This is a genomic window from Legionella stuttgartensis (assembly GCF_977063405.2).
In genome coordinates this window covers 371,626-393,142 of record NZ_CDRUHA020000033.1, presented here as the reverse complement: position 1 = coordinate 393,142, position 21,517 = coordinate 371,626, and the positions used below count along the sequence as shown (strand labels likewise).

Genomic DNA, 21,517 nt, shown 5'->3' with positions numbered 1-21,517 from the left:
CAGAAATGGCCACCAGTTTGGATGGGCGGATTATATTGATTGTTGCTCTCGATGTCAATAATCGTTTCATCATGAGCTAAAAAAATACAATTTTCAGGCAGTTAATCATGATATCACACTAAGTTCGTACAAAAAATATTTCATTAAATCCACTTACGGGTTGTGACTTAGGAGGCAAACCTGCTACGATATTGCCCTAATATAAAAACAACTAAGGAAAGAGGATTCAATGAGATCAATATTTGCTCTCTTTATTTTTGCAGCACTAATGACTGGACCCGTTATGGCATCGAATGAAACACAAATTTATGGTTATGTTGAAAAAGTTTCGTTTCCCGAAAAAAATTTGACTCTATCAGCTAAATTGGATACCGGGGCTAAATCAGCATCTTTAAATGCGACTAACATTACTGAAATTACTAAAAATGGGGTCCCTTATTTACGTTTTACAGTGCCAACAAAGACAGGCGAATTTATATTTGAAGCTGAATACAAAGGCCGAGTAAAAATTAAAGTTCGTGATGGAGAGCATGGTTCAGAGATCATTGCACACGCACCAATCAAACGGCCCGTGGTACTGCTTGATATTCAACTTGGAGATAAGGTCAGAACAATTAAAGTAAATTTAACAAACCGCAAGCGGTTCCTCTATCCTTTACTTTTAGGTAGAGATGCAATTATTGCTTTTAATGGTGCAGTTAATCCAGCACTCACATTTACGTTAAGAAATCAGAGTTTTAAGAAACAATGAAAAACAACACGCGTCATGTTTATGGATTGATCTTTACACTATTTATCCTTGGAGCAGGAATTTTTTTGTATCGGCACTTCGTACTCGATGTGCCGTTAACTGATACTGAAACGATAAACAGTTGGATGGTTGAATCCAATTTGCGTTTCGTTGCGGACCCGAATACGCCGATTAAAGCGAGTTTTAATATCCCTTATTTACCGCCACATTTTGCTATTCTTGATGAGTATTTCGTCTCAAGAAATTACGGGGTAACGACGAACTTAAATGGTGATAATCGGGAAACCGTTTGGTCAATCCGGCGAGCCCATGGCGCGCAATCGCTGTATTACAGAGCAATTTTTCGCCAAACCGAAGGCAATGAATCACCACTGGCCACTCCTCCTGCTGCCAAAACACAACCACTTGAAGAAAGTCAAAAATCCGCTGTGGAAACCATTATCAGCCAAGTGCGCCAATCTTCGGCGGATATTAAAACCTTTGCTCAGAGCACCATAAAAGAACTGAATAAAAAAGATGGAAATGCTAAGTTATTAACAGGTAATGACTTTAGTGATGAACACCTTATCAATGCAGCCATTTTAATTTTAAATCAATCTAAAATTTCTGCGATTCCGGTAAAGGGAATTTATTTATCCCAAAAAAGCAAAGCTGAATTAAGCCCATTTTTAGCGGTATTCAATGGTAAAAATTGGATTTACATTAATCCTAAAACCGGTGGTGCAGGCTTGCCTAAAGATTTCCTGATTTGGCAATATGGCAATGAGCCTGTATTTAACGTCGAAGGGGGCAAAAAGGCGCAATTTAGCTTAACTGTATCACCTACGCCCATCAATGCCTTAAGTATTGCTAAATCCAGGGGTTTGCAATCCGATTCGCAACTGTTGCGATTTTCCTTATTACAATTGCCAGTTAATGCTCAAGCTACTTATAAGATTTTATTAACCGTGCCTATAGGTGCTTTTATTATCTTGATTCTACGAAACTTTATCGGACTCAAAACATTTGGGACTTTTATGCCCGTTCTAATCGCTTTAGCGTTTAGAGAGACGCACGTAGTCTGGGGGATTTCCCTCTTCGTTATTATTGTATCTTTTGGTTTACTGGCACGCTTTTATTTAGACCAATTAAGGCTGCTTTTGGTACCAAGACTCGCGGCAATTTTAACTGTCGTGATCATGCTTATGATCTTCATTAGTATTATCAGTCAAAATCTTGGACTCGATGCGGGCCTATCAGTTGCCTTATTCCCTCTGGTCATTTTGACTATGACTATAGAACGTATGTGCATTACTTGGGATGAGCGAGGGGCATCAGAAGCCATCAAATCAGGTATAGGCAGCCTAATCGCCGCGGTTATCTCTTATTGGGCAATGAGTTATGAACCATTACAATATCTTGTCTTTGCCTTCCCTGAGTTGGTTTTAGTTCTGCTCGCGTTAATCTTGTGGTTTGGACAATATCGAGGATACCGATTATTTGAGTTGAAACGCTTTAAATCACTTGCGGGACACGTCAAATGATTAATCTGTTTCGCCGTTTAAAAGACCACGGAATATTAAGTATTAACCAGCGTAATTCAGATTTTGTTTTACGCTATAATCCCAGAAAACTATTCCCTCTAGTTGATGATAAATTAAAAACAAAAAAGCTGGCTCTAAAAGCAGGCATCGCGGTCCCTCCTTTATACGATATCATTGAAACAGAACAACAAATTAAAACCATAGAGGAACGTTTAGAACCTTATAATGACTTTGTTGTTAAACCAGCTCGTGGTTCTGGGGGAGATGGTATTTTGGTTTTTAAGGATAAAGTTTATGGCCGTTATCGACAAATTAACGGCAAACTCACCACCACCCAAGAGCTTAGCTATCATTTATCCTGTCTTCTTTCAGGAGCATATAGTCTGGGAGGCTCCTCAGATTATGCAATTATAGAGAAACGAGTAGTGGTAGACCCGGTATTTGCCGAAGTAAGTTATGAGGGCATTCCTGATATTCGCATTATTAGTTTATTGGGTTATCCAGCTATGGCCATGGTGAGGCTCCCGACCCGTTTGTCCGGTGGAAAAGCAAATTTACATCAAGGTGCTATTGGCGTTGGAGTCGATCTAGCTACAGGTAAAACCCTTGGTGGCGTATATCATAATGACATCATCGATTATCATCCTGACACTCTAAATTCTATCGTAGGTATTGAAGTACCCTATTGGAATAAAATACTTGAGATAGCTTCCAGCTGTTATGAGTTAACAGGTCTAGGCTATCTTGGGGTTGATATAGTACTTGATAAAGAACACGGACCTTTAATGCTTGAATTGAATGCACGGCCCGGTTTAAATATTCAAATTGCGAACAGGGAAGGCGGATTAAAACGCTATCGAACAATTGAAGCCCACTATCAGAATCATCCTAAAGAATCAGTTGCCGCAAAAGTGGCTTTTAGCCGTGAACATTTTGCTCGGTTAAAGTAGCGTGTCGGGCTATTGTCCTCATAGAGTTAAAATCTAAAACAATTTTCTCTCCCGGAGGATTCCTCACTGCATTCGGGATGACCGGGGCTCGTCCCTTAGAACCACGTCATCCTGAGGCGTTTACCCGAAGTATCTTCTTGTTTTGGCATTATACTTTATTACAATACCGTGCTCCCTACTGGAGCTCCCACTGCATTCAGCATGACTTATGTTATTCGTTAAGGGGTATACTCTGTTTCAGAAAGAGATTCCTCATCTTTATGTTCATCCTTTTCCATTTTTGAATTTTTTCTTTTTTTGTTACTAAGATTTTCACCAAATTGAAAAGTTGGACTCCAAGTTTTCCTTTTTTCAGAGGTGCTTTCTTGATCCATTAAAAGCCCTTCCTTCGAATCTCGATAAAAGTCCCCACCAACTGTATCAATATAATCAGATGTGGGGATTTTTTCATCATCTTCCAAATCACGACCAGGGGTTAAAATGTGCTCATTATCATAATTCGATATCGGACTCCACACCGGGCTACTCCCTTGTTCTGCTGATTGGGAATAAATCGTCTCATCAAAATCTTCTAAACCATAACCCGGAGTTTTTGGTGTTACGTATTCCACAATTGCTGTATCGTTCTCCCAAGTAGCTTTGTAATAATATTGAGCTTCATTAAAATCAGTGAACACTTTAGCCAACGTGACCGGAGAGGCGCCGTAATTATAGCCCTCATAAAAAGCCAGAATTTCTTCACCCGGTTGAATTTGACGTGTCGTTATATAAGAATTGGTTGCAAAATCGAAACGAACATTCATATCACTTCGGTACTTTGCTCCTTCTACGCAATAGGCTTCTGATGCATTATCTTTAGTATAAAGATATCCTCCCTTGCCTGATTGCACTAAATAATTCGTATCAATATTATGCTTTGCTGCCCATAACTGCATCTCTTTATTCTTTTCGGGCACGCCTTCCATTTTCTGCCCCACAAGCTGGCATAGGGTTTTCTTAGCAGGAATTTTCTCAGTACTAAATAATGAATACCGATATTCCCCATTACCTCGTACCGTAGGGGCTATAAATAAATGATAGGGAGAGGTTTGTTCCAGCTTTATTTTTTGCTCTTTTTGAAAACGCAACACATCGTCGAACGCTCTTAAATCATAGATCTTAGGATCTAAGTTTTTATCTAAATACATTTGTTTTTTTTGTTCTTGTTTGCTTAACATGTCTGATCTTAATAAAGTGAACAAATCTTTTATTTCCTTAGGTGTACTTATCTTACTTACTGCAACTTCTTGTTTTTTTGCGAGATCCTCTAGAATTCCGACCAAGGTTTGTGGTTGACATACAATTTGAGGACGTTCTTCCGTAAAATACTCATCTCCATAAGAGATAGTCAATTCATCGGCAAAATTAATTTTTTTCACTGCAATATAATAAGCATGATAATCAAATAAAATTTTTCCATTCTCATCTTTTGTTTTTTTACAAATTACTTTTACTTCTAGATTGGGTTTATTAGCATGGTTAACCCAACGTGTACTTGAACCTGATTTAAGTAAATCGATTACTACAGCATATTTATCTTCGTCATCTAAGTTTAATTTCCAAACAAAAGTGGAATCTCCTTGGTAGTCTTCAACTTTGCGCTCTATAGTAGTATTAGGTAGGATGCCGAATAAATCCGTGCCTTTTATTTCTCCTACAATGTCTCCTTGTCTAAAGGATTTAGCTGCATAGACAGCTAGTTGATTAGGACCCAGATTCGGACTAGCAGCTATTATTACGCCATCATCATACTCGGTATGTTGGTAATCAAAATCTGCTTGCCCGCAACTATACTTTAAATAATTTCCTAATCTAAGTACAGAATCATCCTCTTCAGGAAAAAAAATGAGTTGCTCTCTAAGCATATCTTCACTGGCTTTTACTTTTTCTGAGTTGTCTAAAAATGTAATGGATTTTTTCATATTAATTCTTCACCGTTTGAATGCGGATGAATTTTAATAAAAAAAATTAACCTGTCCAGCTAATTTCTAAACAAAGAAGATGTTGGGTGGTAAGTTGAGCAAACACTATCACCCGTTAAGAATGTTTCTAAAAAAATGGGGGTTCATTTCACCAATTAAATGCATAATTGTCGGAACTTTCTTGTGTCTTATTATGACGTTCTTTAAGAACCGCATATAAATCTTGCCTGGTTTTTAGCCAGTCAATGTTCTCCTCTCTAATTTGCAAGGTCTCTTTTGTTGCTATTTGTGTCATATCTTGTTGTTTTTGCTGCCAGAACAAACCATTAATACTATATCCCTCAGCAGCTCGCTTTTTGGCCGGAGTAACGCATAATTCTTTTATGCGCTGTAAACTTTCTTCTTGCGACGCTTGCAGCTCTTGTAAGATTATTTGTTCCTCCTTTAGAGTCTTGCCTAGTTGAACCAATCCTTTTTCTTCCAGCTCGGCTTGCAACTCTTGAGCAATCGTCTCCCTGGTAGTTTCTGGAGCCATACGGCCAACACGAACACTTGGAAGAATTTTGTTTGAAGAAACAGCGTAGCGTTCACCAGTTTTGGTGAACGCTTGAGTGAACATACGACTTAACATAATACTGACTATCCTTAGCAACAGAAAAATTTGTTCATTATGTCACAAATAATTTTCAAAAAAAATTCATTTCATATATAAAAATAATAACCAATTTGTTTCAATTTACCCCTTTTGTATAATATAATGAGGAAGACACTCGCACATTTTTAGGGAATTATATGTTTTTAAAAAATTTTTTTCGTCCAACCAAGCCTAGTAGCCCGAGACCTCCCAAAGAATGGCTCAATGAACGATTAAATGTAAGTGGATTAAACGAATTCATTCCCCAACTTGTCCGAGAAAAAACCCAAAGCACCGCAAAAGTATTTTATAACACACGTTATTTCACGAGTACTAATCCAGGAGCTCCTTTTTCCCTAGGTAGAGCATTGTGCAAAATACCTGCAATTAATGTGGCGGGCGATAGAGAAGGGGTATTTCCAAATGGCACTCCATTTCCGCCATCCCCAGAGTTTTTTGAAAAAATCCCATTGCATCATCCTGAACTTTTGTCGCCTATTGAACGCTTAAGTGCTGCAAAAAAAATTATTTATTCGAATAGCTCCGTGTTTGCTGTAGGCGGTTATCCTGCAATGAATCCCAGAATTATTAAGAAAGATCCTTTTGAAGTTGGAATTTTTTCTCTAGCGGGGGCTAGTTTTGAAAATCACTACCTACATTATTCCCTTTTTATGCTGGATGCAGTGAATCCCAAAAATAAAAATCCAATGTTTGATCATTTATTTGAAAACTTACCATCTGATTTTAAAGAGGCACAAACATCCCTTGGAACCTACGATTCAGATGGCTCTATTACCCGAATTCGAACCGGATTTCCGCTACTAGCCCGTTCTGAATCTGGAAAATTTTATTCTTCTTTTTCTAAAAAAAATGCGGTTATTTTTTTAGGAGAAGCGTATTACCGGCATCAGCTGGAAGATATTTCCATGTTGTTAGCTTCAGTAAATGAAGCAGCTAAGGAATCAGGAAAACCTGCTTTGTTAAAAGCTACGGCAGTGGGAATGGGTTTTTTTGCTAAGGTGGATGGACAATATGATATTCAATATCTCCTTTATCCTCGTTTTCTTCGTGCATTTCAAAAACTATTACAAGATAACTCCTATCCTTGGATAGCAAAAATTGAATTTCCTACATTCGGCGAGCAAGTTCAGGCACAATTTGACTTGATTATGGATGAACCATTTGAACATGTTGAGGTATATCGACAAAACCGCGATGTTCTAGAGTTTACCGAAGAAGAGACGCAAAATTATTACGTGTGTGCCATCAATCCTTCCGATGCATTCTCCTATGCTGGAAATGAATGGTCATTTGGTAGTGTTGAGGCAATGATAGGTTTAAATTCATCATTGCGTTTCGATCAAATACCTTTGGCAAACCCTCCGTTGCTTGATTCTGACCATCACATTCCGGTCAAAATCAACAGCAACTTTGGGGCTGAACTTGGTGAGATAAAATCCGGCAAGTTACAGATGAATTTGTAAAGTCGACGTACCTAAAGCACTAGCAATTGCGTCCAAAATTTTCTGATCTCCCTCAAAGCGTCGTTTCAACGTTTGTTGACTCAAATTGCTGTAGCTGGTTTGGCAAATAGTAGTAAATGCTTCTTCACAGTTATTGATCAATAACCAGCTAAGAACATCCCCTTCAGTGAGTAAATCGCTCTTTCGCATTGACTTAGGCAGAGAGTTATTGTACTCAAACATGGCGTTAGGTACTAAACCACCACTTAAAAACTTTTCTCTGTATTTAGGACATGTTGAGGCAATAAACTGTGCGAAGGGAACATGTTCTACTACCAACTCCTCTTTTTCATCATCATGTCCTTCACTCTCTATTCCAGTTTCCCACTTCAATACCATTAGTGATGTTGCCCTGCCATAAAACTTATGTATCCAGGCATCTTGCGTATGGGAGGAATTGTTCTTAATAAAGCGCATTAAATCATGTAATGATGAACACGCTCCCCATGCAAAGGGTTCTTCATTATATTTTTGATATCGTTCTACATGAGAAAAACGAAGTGTTTCTAGTTTCATCCCTGATACACGCGGTAACAAGCCATTTTGTTGGAATAATTGCTCAAGACTGCGTCCATCTACACGTACGAGTAAAGAAGAGCGTTGGAGTTCGATAATTTTATTACCCACTACAGGGTCGCCAATACTAAGTCCTTTCCCAAAAAAAGTCTTAGGAGAAAATCTTGCCCACATAAAACACCTCAACAAAAATTAGCTTCTTGTTGAAATTATACAAAGATAACATTAACCAAATATTAAGCGCTTGGCCTAATAAACATTCTTCATGTTAAATGATGAGCATCCCGATAAAGTAGGATTATGAATACAAGCTTTGTAATAAAGAGGGAACTTATTGACGCCCGCCTTGAGCATGTTGAATAAATAATCGTTTAATAGGCATAAATCGATTACATAACCGTAACCCTAAACCACGTAAGGTAACAATCGGTATAAAGGAATTACTGAATAATCGTTTGAACCCTTCCATCATCATAATAATTTGCCATACTGCATTTTTGCGTTCACGTTGATAAGCACCTAACGCCTTTTTAGATAACAGCTTATCTTGTACTATATCCAAACACTCTATCCAAGAGCGTACATCAGCCAGACCAACATTTAAACCCAAGCCAGCCAAAGGATGGATGGTATGCGCTGCATCACCAAGAAGCAACCAACGATCCCCCACATATTGTTTGACATGGCGCATCTGTAAAGGAAACTGATGGCGCGTACTTAGTACTTCAACCCGACCTAGTTTGTTAGTAAAGGCCTGGGTTAATGACTCATTAAACTCCTGTTCTGAAAGAGTCATTAATTTTTTTGCGTGCTCAGGATCAGTGGACCAAACAATAGAACATTGATGTGCATCAGCAAGCGGTAAAAATGCCAAAGGCCCATCAGCACGAAATACTTGGTATGCGGTTTGTTGGTGCGGTTTCTCTACCGATACAGTGGCTACTATAGCATGTTGCTCATAAGACCAGCTGTTTAATGGCACCTTCAGTTTTTGTCGGGCGGGCGAGTTAGCTCCATCAGCAATCATTAACAATTGCCCTTCCCAAGTTTGCTGATTACTGCACACTTTAACCCCATCTGCTCCACTAAACACTTCCTCAACACGGCTATTAGGGAATAAATGGATAGAAGGCAAAGTGGAAACTTGCTGTAGTAAAGCCTGTTTCAACACGGATTCTTCAATGATATTCCCTAGATACTGTTTCCCTATATAACGTGAGTCAAAATCAATATGGGCCTTACTTTCAGCATCCCAAACATACATACTACGGTAAGGAGAAAGACGCGACTTATCCAAATGTTGCCAAGCATTTAATTGATGTAACAGTGTTTGTGAGGCAAAATTAATTGCATAGACACGCGTATCGGGTTCTGAGCCATCAACTTTTAATGAGCCTGCATCGATTATTGCTACAGAGTAACCACGCTGAGCCATGGCTAGGGCAGCAGTTAAACCCACAATGCCACCGCCAATTACTAATACGTTAAATTGCAGACTCATGTTTTTTCCTTCATAACTATTTTTATCGCTTTGCCAATGCGATTTCACAAACCAAATCAGGAACCACTCCCCCAAATCCTCGTGCATAACGCGCTAAAAGGCTCTTCAATACAGGAATATTATCAAAAGCAAGCAATCCGAGCCCACGTGCTACTCCAAATCCTGGTAAGCGACTGGTAAATACGTGAATCAAACCATCTGTTAAACGAGTAATCGCTTTTTGATCGTGGGATCTTAATTGCACATAATGTTGCAACATCTCCGCATTCAGTCCTTGCTCAGCAATGCATTGCGCTAAAGTAGCCACATCTCTAAGCCCTAAATTAAATCCCTGTCCCGCCACTGGATGCAGAGTGTGTGCCGCATTGCCTACAAAAACTACGGGCCATTTAGTTTGTATTGGCATTAAAACTTGTTGTAAGGGATAAGAAAAGCGCTTACCCACTTTGGCAAAACGACCTAAGCGGTAACCGAAAGCTTGTTGTAATTCTCCTAAAAAAGCGGCTTCTGATAAAGACAATAGACGCTCTGCTTCCTTAGGTGGAACCGCCCAAACTAATGACATCCGATTTTCTTGCATGGGTAAAAGTGCCAACGGACCATGGATAGTAAAGCGCTCATAAGCACGATGATTATGGGGCTTAAGTAAGCCCACGTTAGTGACAATCCCATGTTGACCATAAAGTTTGGTCTTGGCGGGTAATGAACAAAAACGACGCGCTAAGGATTGCGCACCATCTGCAGCAACAATTAAACGTGCGGTAACATTCATTTCTCCAGAGTCAGTAAGAATTGTTGCCGTATTCTGTTCATAATCCAAGGACTTTAGGCTTGCTGGCGCAATAATCTGGTTATGAGGCAATAATTGATGCAAGGCCTGATTTATATGCTGCATTTCAGCAACATAGCCTAACGGAGCATCTGATTCCCCTTGGAGACGTGATATCCCAAAATGATTTTGATCAGAAACATGAATCGAATCGATAGCAGTGGCATGATCTTTAAGGAGATCCCAAACGCCAAGCATGGTTAAAATGCGTCGACTCGCAGGAGATAAAGCTAAGGATCGCGCATCAAAATCAGGGTTTACTTTATCACTAAAAGGCTTTGCCTCGACCAACAAGGTGCTATGGCCCAATCCTTGCAAAGCAAGCATTAAGGTTGCCCCCGTAAGCCCCCCACCAATGACCAGTATATCAATTTCTTTATTAATCACGCATTAACGCCTCAATATCATCTACCTCTACAGGCAATGCCGCAGTTAATACTTCATGACCTGTTTTCGTTACGATTACATCATCCTCGATACGCACACCAATATCCCACCAACGTTTATCTACTCCTGGGATATTTGCACTAATGTACAAACCTGGCTCAACAGTTAAAACCATTCCTGGTTCTAAAGGACGCCACTCGCCATTAATTTTATAAAGGCCACAATCATGAACATCTAACCCCAACCAGTGTCCTGAATTATGCATGTAAAAAGGTTTATACGCCTCTTTAGCAACTAATTCATCCACGTTGCCGTGTAAAATTCCCAACGCACAAAGACCTTCTGTTAAAATCCGTACCATTATTTGTTGTACCGAATTCCATGGAAGCCCAGGCTTAACCGCTGCAATTCCTGCTTTTTGTGCCTTGAGCACCAGTTCATAAATGCTTTTTTGTTCTGCGCTGAATTTGCCATTGATTGGAAATGTTCTTGTGATATCCGCAGCATAATTTTCAAATTCGCCCCCTGCATCAATAAGCACTAAACTGCCTCGGTGTAGGGGTTTATTGTTGTCCGTGTAATGCAGAACACATGCATTTTCGCCACAACCTACAATAGGATCATAAGCGACGCTTCGACAACCATGACGACTGAATTCATAAATCAGCTCTGCTTCCAACTGATATTCATGTTCCAAATGCTTGCAACGACGCATTGCGTGTTCATGGGCTTTAACAGAAATAGTTGCCGCTCGGCGCATTAAATCCAGTTCTGCATCGCTTTTAAATAAACGCATTTCCCCTAATATTGGCTCCAAATCACACAAGTAATCCGGTACTTTAACTCCACGTCGTACCTGACCTTTAAGGGTCACCAAAGACTGCATGATGGTTTTTTCCATGTCTGGATTTCGCGCAAGAGCATAATAAACCGCTGATTTACCACTTAATAGTTTCGGTAACTCTTCCTCAACACTATCTATTGGAAAAGCAGCATGCATGCCTAATTTCGATAGCGCGCCATCTTGCCCTAGGCGTTTTCCAGTCCATTGTTCTTCTGCAGGATTGCGGGTACGGCTAAATAAAATACTCTGAGTATTCGCCCCGCTAATAAGAACTAACAATGCATCAGGTTCATTAAATCCAGTTAAATAATAAAAATTGCTGTCCTGACGAAAACGATAATGGGCATCGCCATTACGTAATACTTCGTGAGCCGCGGGAATAATGGCGATACTGCCTTCGGGCAATTTCTTTGCCAGTTGATTTCTTCTTGTTTGATATTCTTGTTGGGAAATCATATTAACATCCTTATTAATGGGTCATTCCAGTATGGCCGCCACGGTCTGTTTCACTCGTCACTAAATCACTGTATAAACGGAGCACCGCCATTCGTGCATATTCACTGACTTCCATTAATGCACGCTCATCTTCTTCGTCTACATCTAAAGTATCACAATCAAGCTCCGCAAATTCAACAAGATGTTGAAATGCATCTTGCGCTTCATCCTCATGAAATTGGTTGGCAGTAATACCAGCCAAGGTTAAGGCTTGAGTAAAACCTTCGCACCACTCACTAAACGCTTGCGCTCGGACTAGCAAGGACTCTTCATCATCTGGGAGCAACATTTCAAACTCAAAATCCATAGTATTAATTTGTTGCTGGCTTATGGAAAAAACAGAAAACATCGCTAATACCGCATTACGACTGGCTTCATCTTTTTTATTATTTAATAAAGCACGCAAATAGGCTTCACCTTGGGCGTCGGAGCCAGCGCATAGGTAGCCACACATCATCCCGTGTAATAAACTGGCAGATATGTGTAACATCAAAACCGAAATCGTTGCAGAAAATTCATCATAATTGGGCAAATGCAAATGTGCTCTTTCTTGGGACATATTCAACTCATTTATAAAAAATACCCCATGATAACCGATTTAACGCAAGCGTTCACCCTACTAATTGCTGCTTGCGAGCAAAATTGTTACTATTCACCTAGGCTCTCTATGGAATTGCAAAGGTCTTATTATTATGACGCAAATGAAATCGTGTACAGTTAAATTATTAAATAAAACTTATGAAATTAAATGCCCTGAAGGCGAAGAACCCAATTTGCTGCTTGCGGTTCAAAAATTAAATAACCAAATAGGGATTAATAAAAAGAAAGCGAAGCAGTTGGATGATTTCCAAACCTTACTGCTCGCTGCTCTCGATATCAGTCATGAATTGATATTATGCAAAAACAAACAAGCACACCAACAGCATCAAGTAACACAATTTATTAACTCACTAGAAAATAAAATTAACAAAATGGTAGGTGGTGAGATGGTAGAACGCCTATCAGAACTAGATTAGTTTTATGGTGAGTCATTTATGAATGAGCCTCCTCGCCTTACGCGGGGAGACAATATAATTTAATGGATGCTCTCTGAGTAAGAGAAAGCGAACCAATTTAATTGAAGGGATTTAAAATGAGACGCCAATGGTATGTAGGCTTTGGAGTAGCTTTATTAATTACATTTGCTCTTTTCGCTATGTTCCATAGCCTCAAATGGTTTATCGCTTTTCTTATTCCCATTATTATCATTTGGATCTATGACTTGATTCAAAAAGAGCACACGATTCTACGAAACTTTCCCGTGCTAGGTCATGTACGTTATTTACTCGAGTTTCTTCGCCCAGAAATCCAACAATATTTTATTGCCACCGACCAAAATGAACTCCCATTTAATCGTGAAACACGTTCTCTTATTTATGAGCGAGCCAAAAATACGCGCGATACCGTACCTTTTGGTACCGAACGCGATATTTTAAGTGTGGGATACACCTGGGCACTTCACTCTTTAGCCCCTAAACATCACTCAGAAGTTGAGCCAAGAATTATGGTGGGCGGTCCGGACTGCCTTCAACCTTACAATGCCTCCCGGTTTAATATTTCCAGCATGAGTTTTGGCGCACTTTCTGGTAAAGCGATTATGGCCATGAACAAGGGGGCATTGATTGGTGGTTTTGCTCAAGCTACTGGTGAGGGGGGATTAAGCACATACCACCTGCAAGGCGGCGATTTAATATTTCAATTTGGAACCGCCTACTTTGGTTGTCGCGACGCTCAAGGAAATTTTGATGAGCAGGAATTTGCTGCTGAAGCCAATCGTAAAGAAGTAAAAATGATTGAAATTAAACTGTCTCAAGGAGCAAAACCCTCGCATGGAGGTATTTTACCTGCTGCCAAATTAACTGAAGAGATAGCTAAAGTAAGGAAAGTCTCTATGGGAAGAGATGTCATCTCCCCCATGGCTCATTCTGCATTCACTACTCCTGTAGAGTTACTTCTTTTCGTAAAAAAATTGCGTGACTTATCTCATGGCAAACCAATTGGTTTTAAATTATGCCTAGGACGCAGAGATGAGTTTCTGGCTATTTGTAAGGCCATGTTAAAAACCAATATTTTACCTGATTTTATTACTGTAGATGGTGCTGAAGGAGGAACTGGTGCTGCACCCGTAGAATATGTTAATTTTATCGGCACCCCCTTGGAAGCGGGCTTGATCTTTGTGCATAATGCATTGGTAGGAATCAATGTACGCGACAAAATACGCATCATCTGCAGCGGTAAAGTTGCAAACGGGTTTGATTTATTAACCAATATCGCGCTGGGTGCCGATATGTGTAATGCCGCACGCGCAATGATGATGGCTGCAGGTTGTTTGCAGACCAAACAATGCAACACGAATACCTGTCCCACAGGAATTGCAACACAAAATAAACGTTTACAATATGGTTTGGTTGTCGATCAGAAAAAATATCACGTTGCCAACTTTCATAAAAACACCATGAAAAGCTTTTTGGAAATGGTGGGCTCTATCGGTTTAGATAACCCAAGTGATTTGAAACCTGGCCACATCATGAGACGAATCAGCGTCCAAGAAGTTAAATGCTTTAATGATATTTATGAGTATCTGACACCAGGACAACTACTAGGTCCTGATATCCCTGAAAGTTTTAAAGCACATTGGGAAAAGGCCGACCCAGACAAATTTTAATTTCTACTTATAGCTATCTTCTGGAGATACTCAATAGTCTCCAATTCACCTTAAGTAGAGCCCTACGTGCTGGACTTATTCGCAGCATCCAGCAAAAAGCGAGTTTAGTGCTTCAATCACTGGATCCCGCGGACAAGCCGCGGGACGGGGTATTGTTATAAGTCAGTAAACTTAAGGTGTATTGGGAGCCCTTCATTCGAGATTGACGTATTCTCCACTATTGTAGTCCTGGACGAAGCGCAGGGGAGCCCGGTTACGGTCCTTCAGACCTTCACCCAGGCTACCTATTATTTCCACTTAATATTACAACCCAGGCTAGGCTTTTGTTCTGGACTTACTGGATTACCAGCAAGGATATTGTCCAGCGCATTTTGCAAGTGAGAGCCGGTCACAGGTTTATTATTACCAGGTGTTGATTCATCCAAACAACCACGATAGACACAAAGCAGGTCTTTATCAAAAATATAAAAATCAGGAGTACAGGCAGCTTTGTAGGCTTTTGCAACTTCTTGTGATTCATCATATAAATAAGGAAATGGATAATGAAAATTATCCGCCTCAATCCGCATTTTTTCAGGACCATCAGCGGGGTAGGCTTCTGCATCATTGGAACTGATCGCGACAAATTGAATCCCATCTTTTTGATAGTGTTCCGCCAACTCCACTATTTTGGTCTGAATATGTTTGACATAGGGACAATGATTACACAAAAACATAATCACGGTTGCAATGGGTGATTTGATCTGAGCAAGAGAAATCCACTGATCGTTACGCGTATCAATTAAAGTAAAATCAGATGCCTTACTTCCTAGTGGAAGCATATTTGATGCAGTTGCTGCCATAATTACCTCTCATTAATCATATATGCCACATCATCATCCTATGCACTTTTATTCAATCACTGCAGCATAATATCTAGAGAATAACTGGGTGTAAGTTCATTGAATGGGTCAGTTGCGCTAAGTTTGAATAAAAATTCAAAAAGAATGGGATAACCTCTTTTGCGGACATGTTAAATGAAAAATTATGGGTAATCAAATGGGTTAATCCTGAATCTTCCTAAGCATTTGCGATTTATTTAATCGAGGGTCGAGAATAATAAAAAAGTAAGCAGCAGTCATTTGGCAGCCCGAAAAGACAGCGTGGTAGTTTGAGATGCCCTAAGAACAAGATGACGAATCGTGGTTCCGTCCGAAACAGCTTCATTCTTGACTTTAGGCGAGTTGACCATGGTATAATCAACTTAACCCGATAGCGAGTGATTTTAGAACCAATGCTAACAGCATGGGAAGCATCCTGAAGTCGGCGTTGTGCAAGCCCACCCTGTAGTGGGAAGCCTGAACCGACTCATCCGCTACCCACTTGAACCTCAGGGTTCATAATCCATGTCTGTCGGGCTATCCTTTCATTAATTGCTCTTTTAATAAAAGATACTCATCGCGCACTTTAGCTGCCGCTTCAAATTCCATATTCTTTGCATGTACATACATTTGCTTTTCTAATGTATTGATATGTTTCACTAACTCCTGAGTTGACCACTGTAAATATTCTGGGCTTGGCTCTGCAACGGCAACATTGCGTTTTCCTTGATATGCGCCTTCCATGATATCGGTTATGGACTTATTAATCCCTTTGGGGATGATTCCATGTTCTTCATTATATGCCTGTTGCTTTTCGCGCCTTCTGCTGGTTTCATCCAAAGCTCTTTGCATGGAGCCGGTAATTTTATCCGCATAAAGAATAGCACGCCCTTTCATGTTACGTGCTGCACGCCCTATAGTCTGGATCAAAGAACGATCGGAGCGTAAAAAACCCTCTTTATCTGCATCAAGAATCGCAACTAAAGCAACTTCAGGCATATCCAAACCTTCGCGCAATAAATTGATTCCAACCAAAACATCAAAAACACCTAGACGCAAATCTCGAATAATTTCAACGCGTTCAACCGTGTCGATATCCGAATGCAAATAACGCACTTTAACGCCATGTTCATTCAGATAGTCGGTTAAATCTTCGGCCATTCGTTTCGTTAAAGTCGTCACTAAAACGCGGGCATTTTGTTGGACCACTAAACGAATTTCTGACATTAAATCATCCACCTGGGTACGCACCGGGCGAATTTCCACTTCGGGATCGATAAGCCCTGTAGGACGGACTACCTGTTCAGCCACATTATCAGAATGCTCTTGTTCATACGGGCCAGGAGTTGCAGAAATATAGATAGTTTGTGGTGAGCGCCCCTCAAACTCTTCAAATCGTAACGGTCGGTTATCTAGCGCCGAAGGCAGTCTAAAACCATACTGCACTAATGTTTCCTTACGGGATCGATCCCCTCGATACATACCCCCAATTTGCGGTACGGTTACATGTGATTCATCGATAATCAGCAGCGCTTCTTGTGGCAAATAGTCAAATAAGGTTGGAGGGGGTTCCCCTGCTTCTCGTGCAGATAAATAACGAGAATAGTTTTCAATACCAGAGCAATACCCCAATTCCAGCATCATTTCTACATCGAAAAAAGTACGTTGCTCCAAACGCTGAGCCTCAACCAATTTGTTTTGCTCTTTAAATTCAGCCAGACGTTCTTGTAACTCTTCCTTGACCCAATCTACTGTTTGTAAAATACGCTCGCGAGGAGTTACGTAATGAGTTTTAGGAAAAATGGTAATCCGAGGCACCCGCCGCAGAATTTCGCCGGTAAGGGGATCAAACTGAGCAATATTTTCCACCTCGTCATCAAATAGTTCGATGCGTATGGCTTCACGCTCTGAATCAGCAGGGAAAATATCAATAATGTCACCATGGACCCGAAATTGGCCACGTTCTAGAGACAAGTTGCTACGTGTGTATTGCATTTCAGCAAGTCGTCTTAAAATTTTACGCTGATCGGATTGTTCTCCGCGGGAAAGATGTAATACCATACGCAAATAGGAATCAGGATCACCCAAACCATAAATTGCAGAAACGGTTGCGACAATAATCGCATCTTTACGTTCAATTAAGGCTTTGGTTGCAGACAAACGCATCTGTTCTATGTGCTCATTGATGGATGAATCTTTTTCGATAAAGGTATCCGAAGCAGGCACATAAGCTTCCGGCTGATAATAATCATAGTAGGAAACAAAATATTCCACCGCATTATCGGGGAAATAGGCTTTAAACTCGCCATAAAGCTGAGCAGCAAGCGTTTTGTTAGGAGCCATAATTAAGGCAGGCCGGCGCATGGCTTGTATAACATGTGCTATAGTAAAAGTCTTGCCTGAGCCAGTAACCCCTAAAAGGGTTTGTTTGGATAACCCTGATTTCAAGCCGTCAATTAATGAGGCTATGGCAGTCGGCTGGTCGCCAGCAGGCTTATAATCGGCATATAGTTTAAATAAATCTTTCATATCTTTATAGTATATCTCACAGGAGCAACAAATGGATATCGCATTAGCAAAACGCGTGCAAAAAGTTAAGCCTTCACCTACTTTGGCCGTAGCAGCAAAGGCTACCCAAATGCGTGCTCAAGGGCATGATGTCATTAATCTGGGTACAGGCGAACCCGATTTTGACACACCCAATTACATAAAAGAAGCGGCTATCACTGCCATTAATCAAGGGTACACCAAGTATACCGCCGTTGATGGCATTCCCGAACTTAAAGAAGCTGTTAAAAATAAATTCAAAAAAGATAATAATCTTGATTACCAGGTCAATCAAATTCTCGTGTCAGTAGGTGGCAAACAAAGCTGTTACAACTTATGCCAAGCCCTGCTTAATCCTGGCGATGAGGTCATTATTCCTGCTCCATACTGGGTTTCTTACCCTGATATGGTGTTATTAGCTGAAGCAATCCCGGTTATTATTTCTACAACTCCAGCACAACGTTATAAAATTAATGCCCAGCAACTTGAAGCAGCCATCACCCCCAAAACAAGAATGATCTTTTTAAATAGTCCTTCCAATCCATCGGGGATCGCCTACACACTGGATGAATTAAAGACTTTAGCTGAGGTCCTGAAAAAGCATCCGCAAATTATTATTGCTACGGATGACATGTATGAGCATATTCTTTGGAGCCAACCTTTTGCCAATATTCTTAACGCATGTCCCGAGCTCTATGAGCGGACCATTGTGTTAAATGGCGTCTCTAAAGCTTATGCGATGACCGGTTGGCGCATCGGTTACGCAGCAGGTCCTCTTCCATTAATGAATGCGATGAAAACCATCCAATCCCAATCAACCTCAAATCCTTGTTCCATTGCTCAAAGAGCAGCGGTAGCTGCACTAACCGGTGGCAATGAAAGTGTATTGGAAATGGTAAAAGCCTTTCGCCAACGACACGACTTTGTAGCATCTCGATTACAAGAAATACCTGGAGTAGAAGTCATTCCAGCGGATGGTACTTTTTATATTTTCCCAAGTGTACAAGCAATCATTGAAAAGCGTGGATATGCCAATGACCTTGAGTTTTCTGAAAAACTGTTAACTGAAGTAGGCGTTGCCTTAGTTCCCGGTTCTGCATTTGGCAATGAGGGCTGTATTCGCTTATCCTTTGCGACCAGCATGGAAATATTAGAAGATGCTTTAAATCGCCTACAACGCTTTTGCAGTTAAAACCAATAATCCTTCTCCCCAATGGGGAGAAGGTGCCCGCAAGGGCGGATGAGGGCGTTTGTAATAACGCCCCCAAAATGAATGAAAATACGAGAACAAAACAAAAACCTCCTCTACAAAAGCAAATTTTAAAAAATTATTAGTAAATCTACTTGACCACCAATCAGAATCGTTTTAAGATTCCGACCCTATTCCCCGGTAGCTCAGTCGGTAGAGCGGATGACTGTTAATCATTAGGTCACAAGTTCGAGTCTTGTCCGGGGAGCCAATCCCATAAGACTTTTAAGTTCTCTCATCAAAATATTAATTTCCGTTTCTAAGTTGAAGTGCAATACAGATAATAACTTTAAATTTTTAATATTTTAGGAAGTAACTATCATTCGATGATAAGCAGTATGAATGAGAATATTTTTTGCTCCTAATCTGCGCCCCAACCCAAACTTCAGCAAGGTAGCCCCTTGCAAACGAGTAAGAACTTTCATTCCTAAACAAAATAGTAATTTATCAGACATAGACAAAGTACAGGGCAGCCAATAATTTTTACCCTCAAATGCGGGTATAATTGATTTTACCCGCATTTGAGGGTATAGTTAACATTATTGGCAATTGGGGGTAAAAAGAGGAAATTTATGATCATTCGATCAGCAAAAGATTTGGCATTATTTTTAAATGATCAACGCAAGCAACTCAAAATGAGTCAATCTGAAGTTGCAGATTTAGTGGGTTTAAAACAGGATACCATATCAAAATTTGAAAATAGCCCCGACAATAGTCGAATTGATACCTTATTTAGAATATTGTCCGCACTAAATTTAAATATTAGTCTTGTTGAAAAAGGCCAAGAAACTCATGAAGAAATAGAATGGTAATGCGTAAATTATACATATTGATGAACAATGAGCTCGTGGGGGAGCTTACCCAGGATAAAGCAGGGGGTTTAGGTTTTTCCTATGTTGCGGACTGGATTTCCAAGCCACATTCGCGACCAGTATCTTTATCGTTACCGTTAGTAAATCAAAAATTTTCAGGAGAAGTTGTTTATAACTTTTTTGATAACTTGCTTCCTGATAATCCGCAGATAAGAGCCAGAATTCAAGCTCGTTTTCAGGCAAAATCATCACGACCCTTTGATTTATTGGCCTTAATTGGCAGTGATTGTGTTGGTGCAATACAAATTGTTGAACATATTCCTCAGACGCAGCGTCTAAACATTGAAAGTCACATTGTCAGTGAGGCCGAGATAGCTCGTACTTTACGTTCTTACCAAACCGCACCACTGGGAATGGATAAAGAGGATGATGAGTTCAGAATATCAATAGCAGGTGCTCAGGAAAAAACAGCTTTTCTATATTACCAAAATGGATGGCATAAACCATTAGGACCTACACCAACAACTCACATATTCAAATTACCTATTGGATATTTACCACATCAAGGAATTGATTTAAGTGAGAGTTGTGAAAATGAACATCTCTGTTTACTACTGGCCAGCAAATTTGGTTTGGATGTTGCAAAATCAAAAATCTTACAATTCGAAGATGAAAAGGTGCTGGTTGTCGAAAGATTTGATAGAAAATGGAGTCGAGATAACCATTATATACTTAGGTTACCACAAGAAGACCTATGTCAATCATTGGGTTATTCGCCAAATTTAAAATATCAGTCAGATGGTGGGCCCGGCATTAAAGAAATTATGCAGCTACTTAATGGTTCACAGCGGCCTCAAAAAGATAGAGATGAATTTTTCAGAGCACAGGTTGCTTACTGGTGCCTTGGCGCAATTGATGCGCATGCCAAAAATTTCAGTATACGTATACAACCACAAGGTGGTTACCAGCTCACTCCATTATACGACGTCATTTCAGCTTATCCTATCGTGGAACAAAAACAGCTAGCGTTTAAGAAATTGAAAATGGCCATGGCTTTATATGGCAACACCAGTCATTACACGGTTTACAATATTCAAAAAAGACACTTTATTGAAACAGCAAAATACATACAATATTCTAAAATTAAAGCAGTTCAGATTTTTGAAGAAGTGATTGACCGTATTGATTCTGCTATTGATGAGGTCTCAGCACAATTACCGAGGCACTTCCCAGAAAAAATTGCACAACCAATCTTCAAAGGCATGAAGGATTTTAAGGAGCGAATGATATCCGCCCCAACTCGACAATAATCACTAAATTTCCTTAATAAGAAGATCAGTGCTGTGCGAATTGTAAACGCATTTTGGATATTTAAAGATAATAATCACTTCTAAAACATAATAAATATTCTTTTATATTTTTTACATTCTT

At 40.0% G+C, this 21,517-nt stretch carries 18 protein-coding genes, 1 tRNA gene and 1 other RNA gene; 11 read left to right on the top strand and 9 right to left on the bottom strand.

What is annotated here, in order from left to right; genetic code table 11:
- The first annotated feature begins 229 nt into the window (after nucleotides 1–229).
- From ACWTEW_RS10390 to ACWTEW_RS10380, 3 genes are read left to right on the top strand one after another with little or no spacing between them, the layout of a single operon-like run.
- A complete protein-coding gene (locus ACWTEW_RS10390; RefSeq protein WP_454781603.1) occupies nucleotides 230–751 on the top strand; it encodes an ATP-dependent zinc protease family protein in 522 nt (173 codons plus the stop codon).
- Nucleotides 748–2,274 (top strand): inactive transglutaminase family protein, encoded by a 1,527-nt coding sequence (locus ACWTEW_RS10385; protein ID WP_454781602.1) that lies wholly within the window; start codon nucleotides 748–750, stop codon nucleotides 2,272–2,274. The genes ACWTEW_RS10390 and ACWTEW_RS10385 overlap by 4 nt, the downstream gene beginning before the upstream one ends.
- On the top strand, nucleotides 2,271–3,224 hold the full coding sequence (locus ACWTEW_RS10380) for an alpha-L-glutamate ligase-like protein (RefSeq protein ID WP_454781601.1): 954 nt from the start codon (nucleotides 2,271–2,273) through the stop codon (nucleotides 3,222–3,224). Before ACWTEW_RS10385 ends, ACWTEW_RS10380 begins: the two co-directional genes overlap by 4 nt.
- 218 nt (nucleotides 3,225–3,442) lie before the next feature.
- Here ACWTEW_RS10380 and ACWTEW_RS10375 read toward each other — a convergent pair whose 3' ends face one another.
- Both ACWTEW_RS10375 and ACWTEW_RS10370 read right to left on the bottom strand, forming a co-directional pair.
- Nucleotides 3,443–5,185: an SET domain-containing protein-lysine N-methyltransferase gene (locus tag ACWTEW_RS10375; RefSeq protein WP_454781600.1), complete on the bottom strand. Its 1,743-nt coding sequence runs from the start codon at nucleotides 5,183–5,185 to the stop codon at nucleotides 3,443–3,445.
- Nucleotides 5,186–5,333: 148 nt separating this feature from the next.
- Nucleotides 5,334–5,816, bottom strand: coding sequence for a hypothetical protein (locus ACWTEW_RS10370; RefSeq protein ID WP_454781599.1), 483 nt, complete (start codon nucleotides 5,814–5,816; stop codon nucleotides 5,334–5,336).
- A gap of 161 nt (nucleotides 5,817–5,977) precedes the next feature.
- Between ACWTEW_RS10370 and ACWTEW_RS10365 the strand changes: the two genes are divergently transcribed.
- Nucleotides 5,978–7,303, top strand: a complete 1,326-nt coding sequence (locus ACWTEW_RS10365) for a type IV secretion protein Dot (RefSeq protein WP_454781598.1) — start codon at nucleotides 5,978–5,980, stop codon at nucleotides 7,301–7,303.
- Here ACWTEW_RS10365 and ACWTEW_RS10360 read toward each other — a convergent pair.
- From ACWTEW_RS10360 to ACWTEW_RS10340, 5 genes are all read right to left on the bottom strand, one after another.
- Entirely contained in the window at nucleotides 7,286–8,032 is a 747-nt protein-coding gene (locus tag ACWTEW_RS10360) for a hypothetical protein (RefSeq protein WP_454781597.1), read from the bottom strand. The two genes, ACWTEW_RS10365 and ACWTEW_RS10360, sit on opposite strands and share 18 nt — an antisense overlap.
- A 157-nt stretch (nucleotides 8,033–8,189) precedes the next feature.
- Entirely contained in the window at nucleotides 8,190–9,359 is a 1,170-nt protein-coding gene (locus tag ACWTEW_RS10355) for a UbiH/UbiF/VisC/COQ6 family ubiquinone biosynthesis hydroxylase (protein WP_454781596.1), read from the bottom strand.
- A 22-nt stretch (nucleotides 9,360–9,381) separates the two neighbouring features.
- Nucleotides 9,382–10,575: a 2-octaprenyl-6-methoxyphenyl hydroxylase gene (ubiH, locus tag ACWTEW_RS10350; RefSeq protein ID WP_454781595.1), complete on the bottom strand. Its 1,194-nt coding sequence runs from the start codon at nucleotides 10,573–10,575 to the stop codon at nucleotides 9,382–9,384.
- Entirely contained in the window at nucleotides 10,568–11,875 is a 1,308-nt protein-coding gene (gene pepP, locus ACWTEW_RS10345; RefSeq protein ID WP_454781594.1) for a Xaa-Pro aminopeptidase, read from the bottom strand. Before pepP ends, ubiH begins: the two co-directional genes overlap by 8 nt.
- A 13-nt stretch (nucleotides 11,876–11,888) precedes the next feature.
- On the bottom strand, nucleotides 11,889–12,473 hold the full coding sequence (locus ACWTEW_RS10340; RefSeq protein ID WP_454781593.1) for a UPF0149 family protein: 585 nt from the start codon (nucleotides 12,471–12,473) through the stop codon (nucleotides 11,889–11,891).
- A 133-nt stretch (nucleotides 12,474–12,606) separates the two neighbouring features.
- Here ACWTEW_RS10340 and ACWTEW_RS10335 point away from each other — a divergent pair, with 133 nt between their 5' ends.
- Both ACWTEW_RS10335 and ACWTEW_RS10330 read left to right on the top strand, forming a co-directional pair.
- Entirely contained in the window at nucleotides 12,607–12,930 is a 324-nt protein-coding gene (locus ACWTEW_RS10335) for a cell division protein ZapA (protein ID WP_454781592.1), read from the top strand.
- A gap of 116 nt (nucleotides 12,931–13,046) precedes the next feature.
- Complete coding sequence (locus ACWTEW_RS10330; protein ID WP_454781591.1) at nucleotides 13,047–14,618, top strand: FMN-binding glutamate synthase family protein; 1,572 nt, start codon at nucleotides 13,047–13,049, stop codon at nucleotides 14,616–14,618.
- Between the two features lie 287 nt (nucleotides 14,619–14,905).
- Here ACWTEW_RS10330 and ACWTEW_RS10325 read toward each other — a convergent pair whose 3' ends face one another.
- Nucleotides 14,906–15,460, bottom strand: a complete 555-nt coding sequence (locus ACWTEW_RS10325) for a thioredoxin family protein (protein WP_454781590.1) — start codon at nucleotides 15,458–15,460, stop codon at nucleotides 14,906–14,908.
- A 400-nt stretch (nucleotides 15,461–15,860) separates the two neighbouring features.
- Between ACWTEW_RS10325 and ssrS the strand changes: the two genes are divergently transcribed.
- Nucleotides 15,861–16,021, top strand: a non-coding RNA gene (ssrS, locus tag ACWTEW_RS10320) — 6S RNA.
- Here ssrS and uvrB read toward each other — a convergent pair.
- On the bottom strand, nucleotides 16,016–18,007 hold the full coding sequence (gene uvrB, locus ACWTEW_RS10315) for an excinuclease ABC subunit UvrB (protein WP_454781589.1): 1,992 nt from the start codon (nucleotides 18,005–18,007) through the stop codon (nucleotides 16,016–16,018). The two genes, ssrS and uvrB, sit on opposite strands and share 6 nt — an antisense overlap.
- Before the next feature lie 31 nt (nucleotides 18,008–18,038).
- On the opposite strand from uvrB, the gene ACWTEW_RS10310 reads away from it, so the two are divergent.
- The 4 genes from ACWTEW_RS10310 to ACWTEW_RS10295 all read left to right on the top strand — a co-directional run bounded on the left by ACWTEW_RS10310 (nucleotide 18,039) and on the right by ACWTEW_RS10295 (nucleotide 21,396).
- A complete protein-coding gene (locus ACWTEW_RS10310) occupies nucleotides 18,039–19,217 on the top strand; it encodes a pyridoxal phosphate-dependent aminotransferase (RefSeq protein WP_454781588.1) in 1,179 nt (392 codons plus the stop codon).
- A 192-nt stretch (nucleotides 19,218–19,409) separates the two neighbouring features.
- Nucleotides 19,410–19,485: transfer RNA gene (locus ACWTEW_RS10305), tRNA-Asn, on the top strand.
- A gap of 361 nt (nucleotides 19,486–19,846) precedes the next feature.
- Nucleotides 19,847–20,086, top strand: a complete 240-nt coding sequence (locus ACWTEW_RS10300; protein WP_454781587.1) for a helix-turn-helix domain-containing protein — start codon at nucleotides 19,847–19,849, stop codon at nucleotides 20,084–20,086.
- The gene (locus ACWTEW_RS10295; RefSeq protein WP_454781586.1) at nucleotides 20,086–21,396 is read left to right on the top strand and encodes a type II toxin-antitoxin system HipA family toxin; all 1,311 of its coding nucleotides are present in this window, start codon (nucleotides 20,086–20,088) and stop codon (nucleotides 21,394–21,396) included. The genes ACWTEW_RS10300 and ACWTEW_RS10295 overlap by 1 nt, the downstream gene beginning before the upstream one ends.
- Nucleotides 21,397–21,517 lie beyond the last annotated feature (121 nt).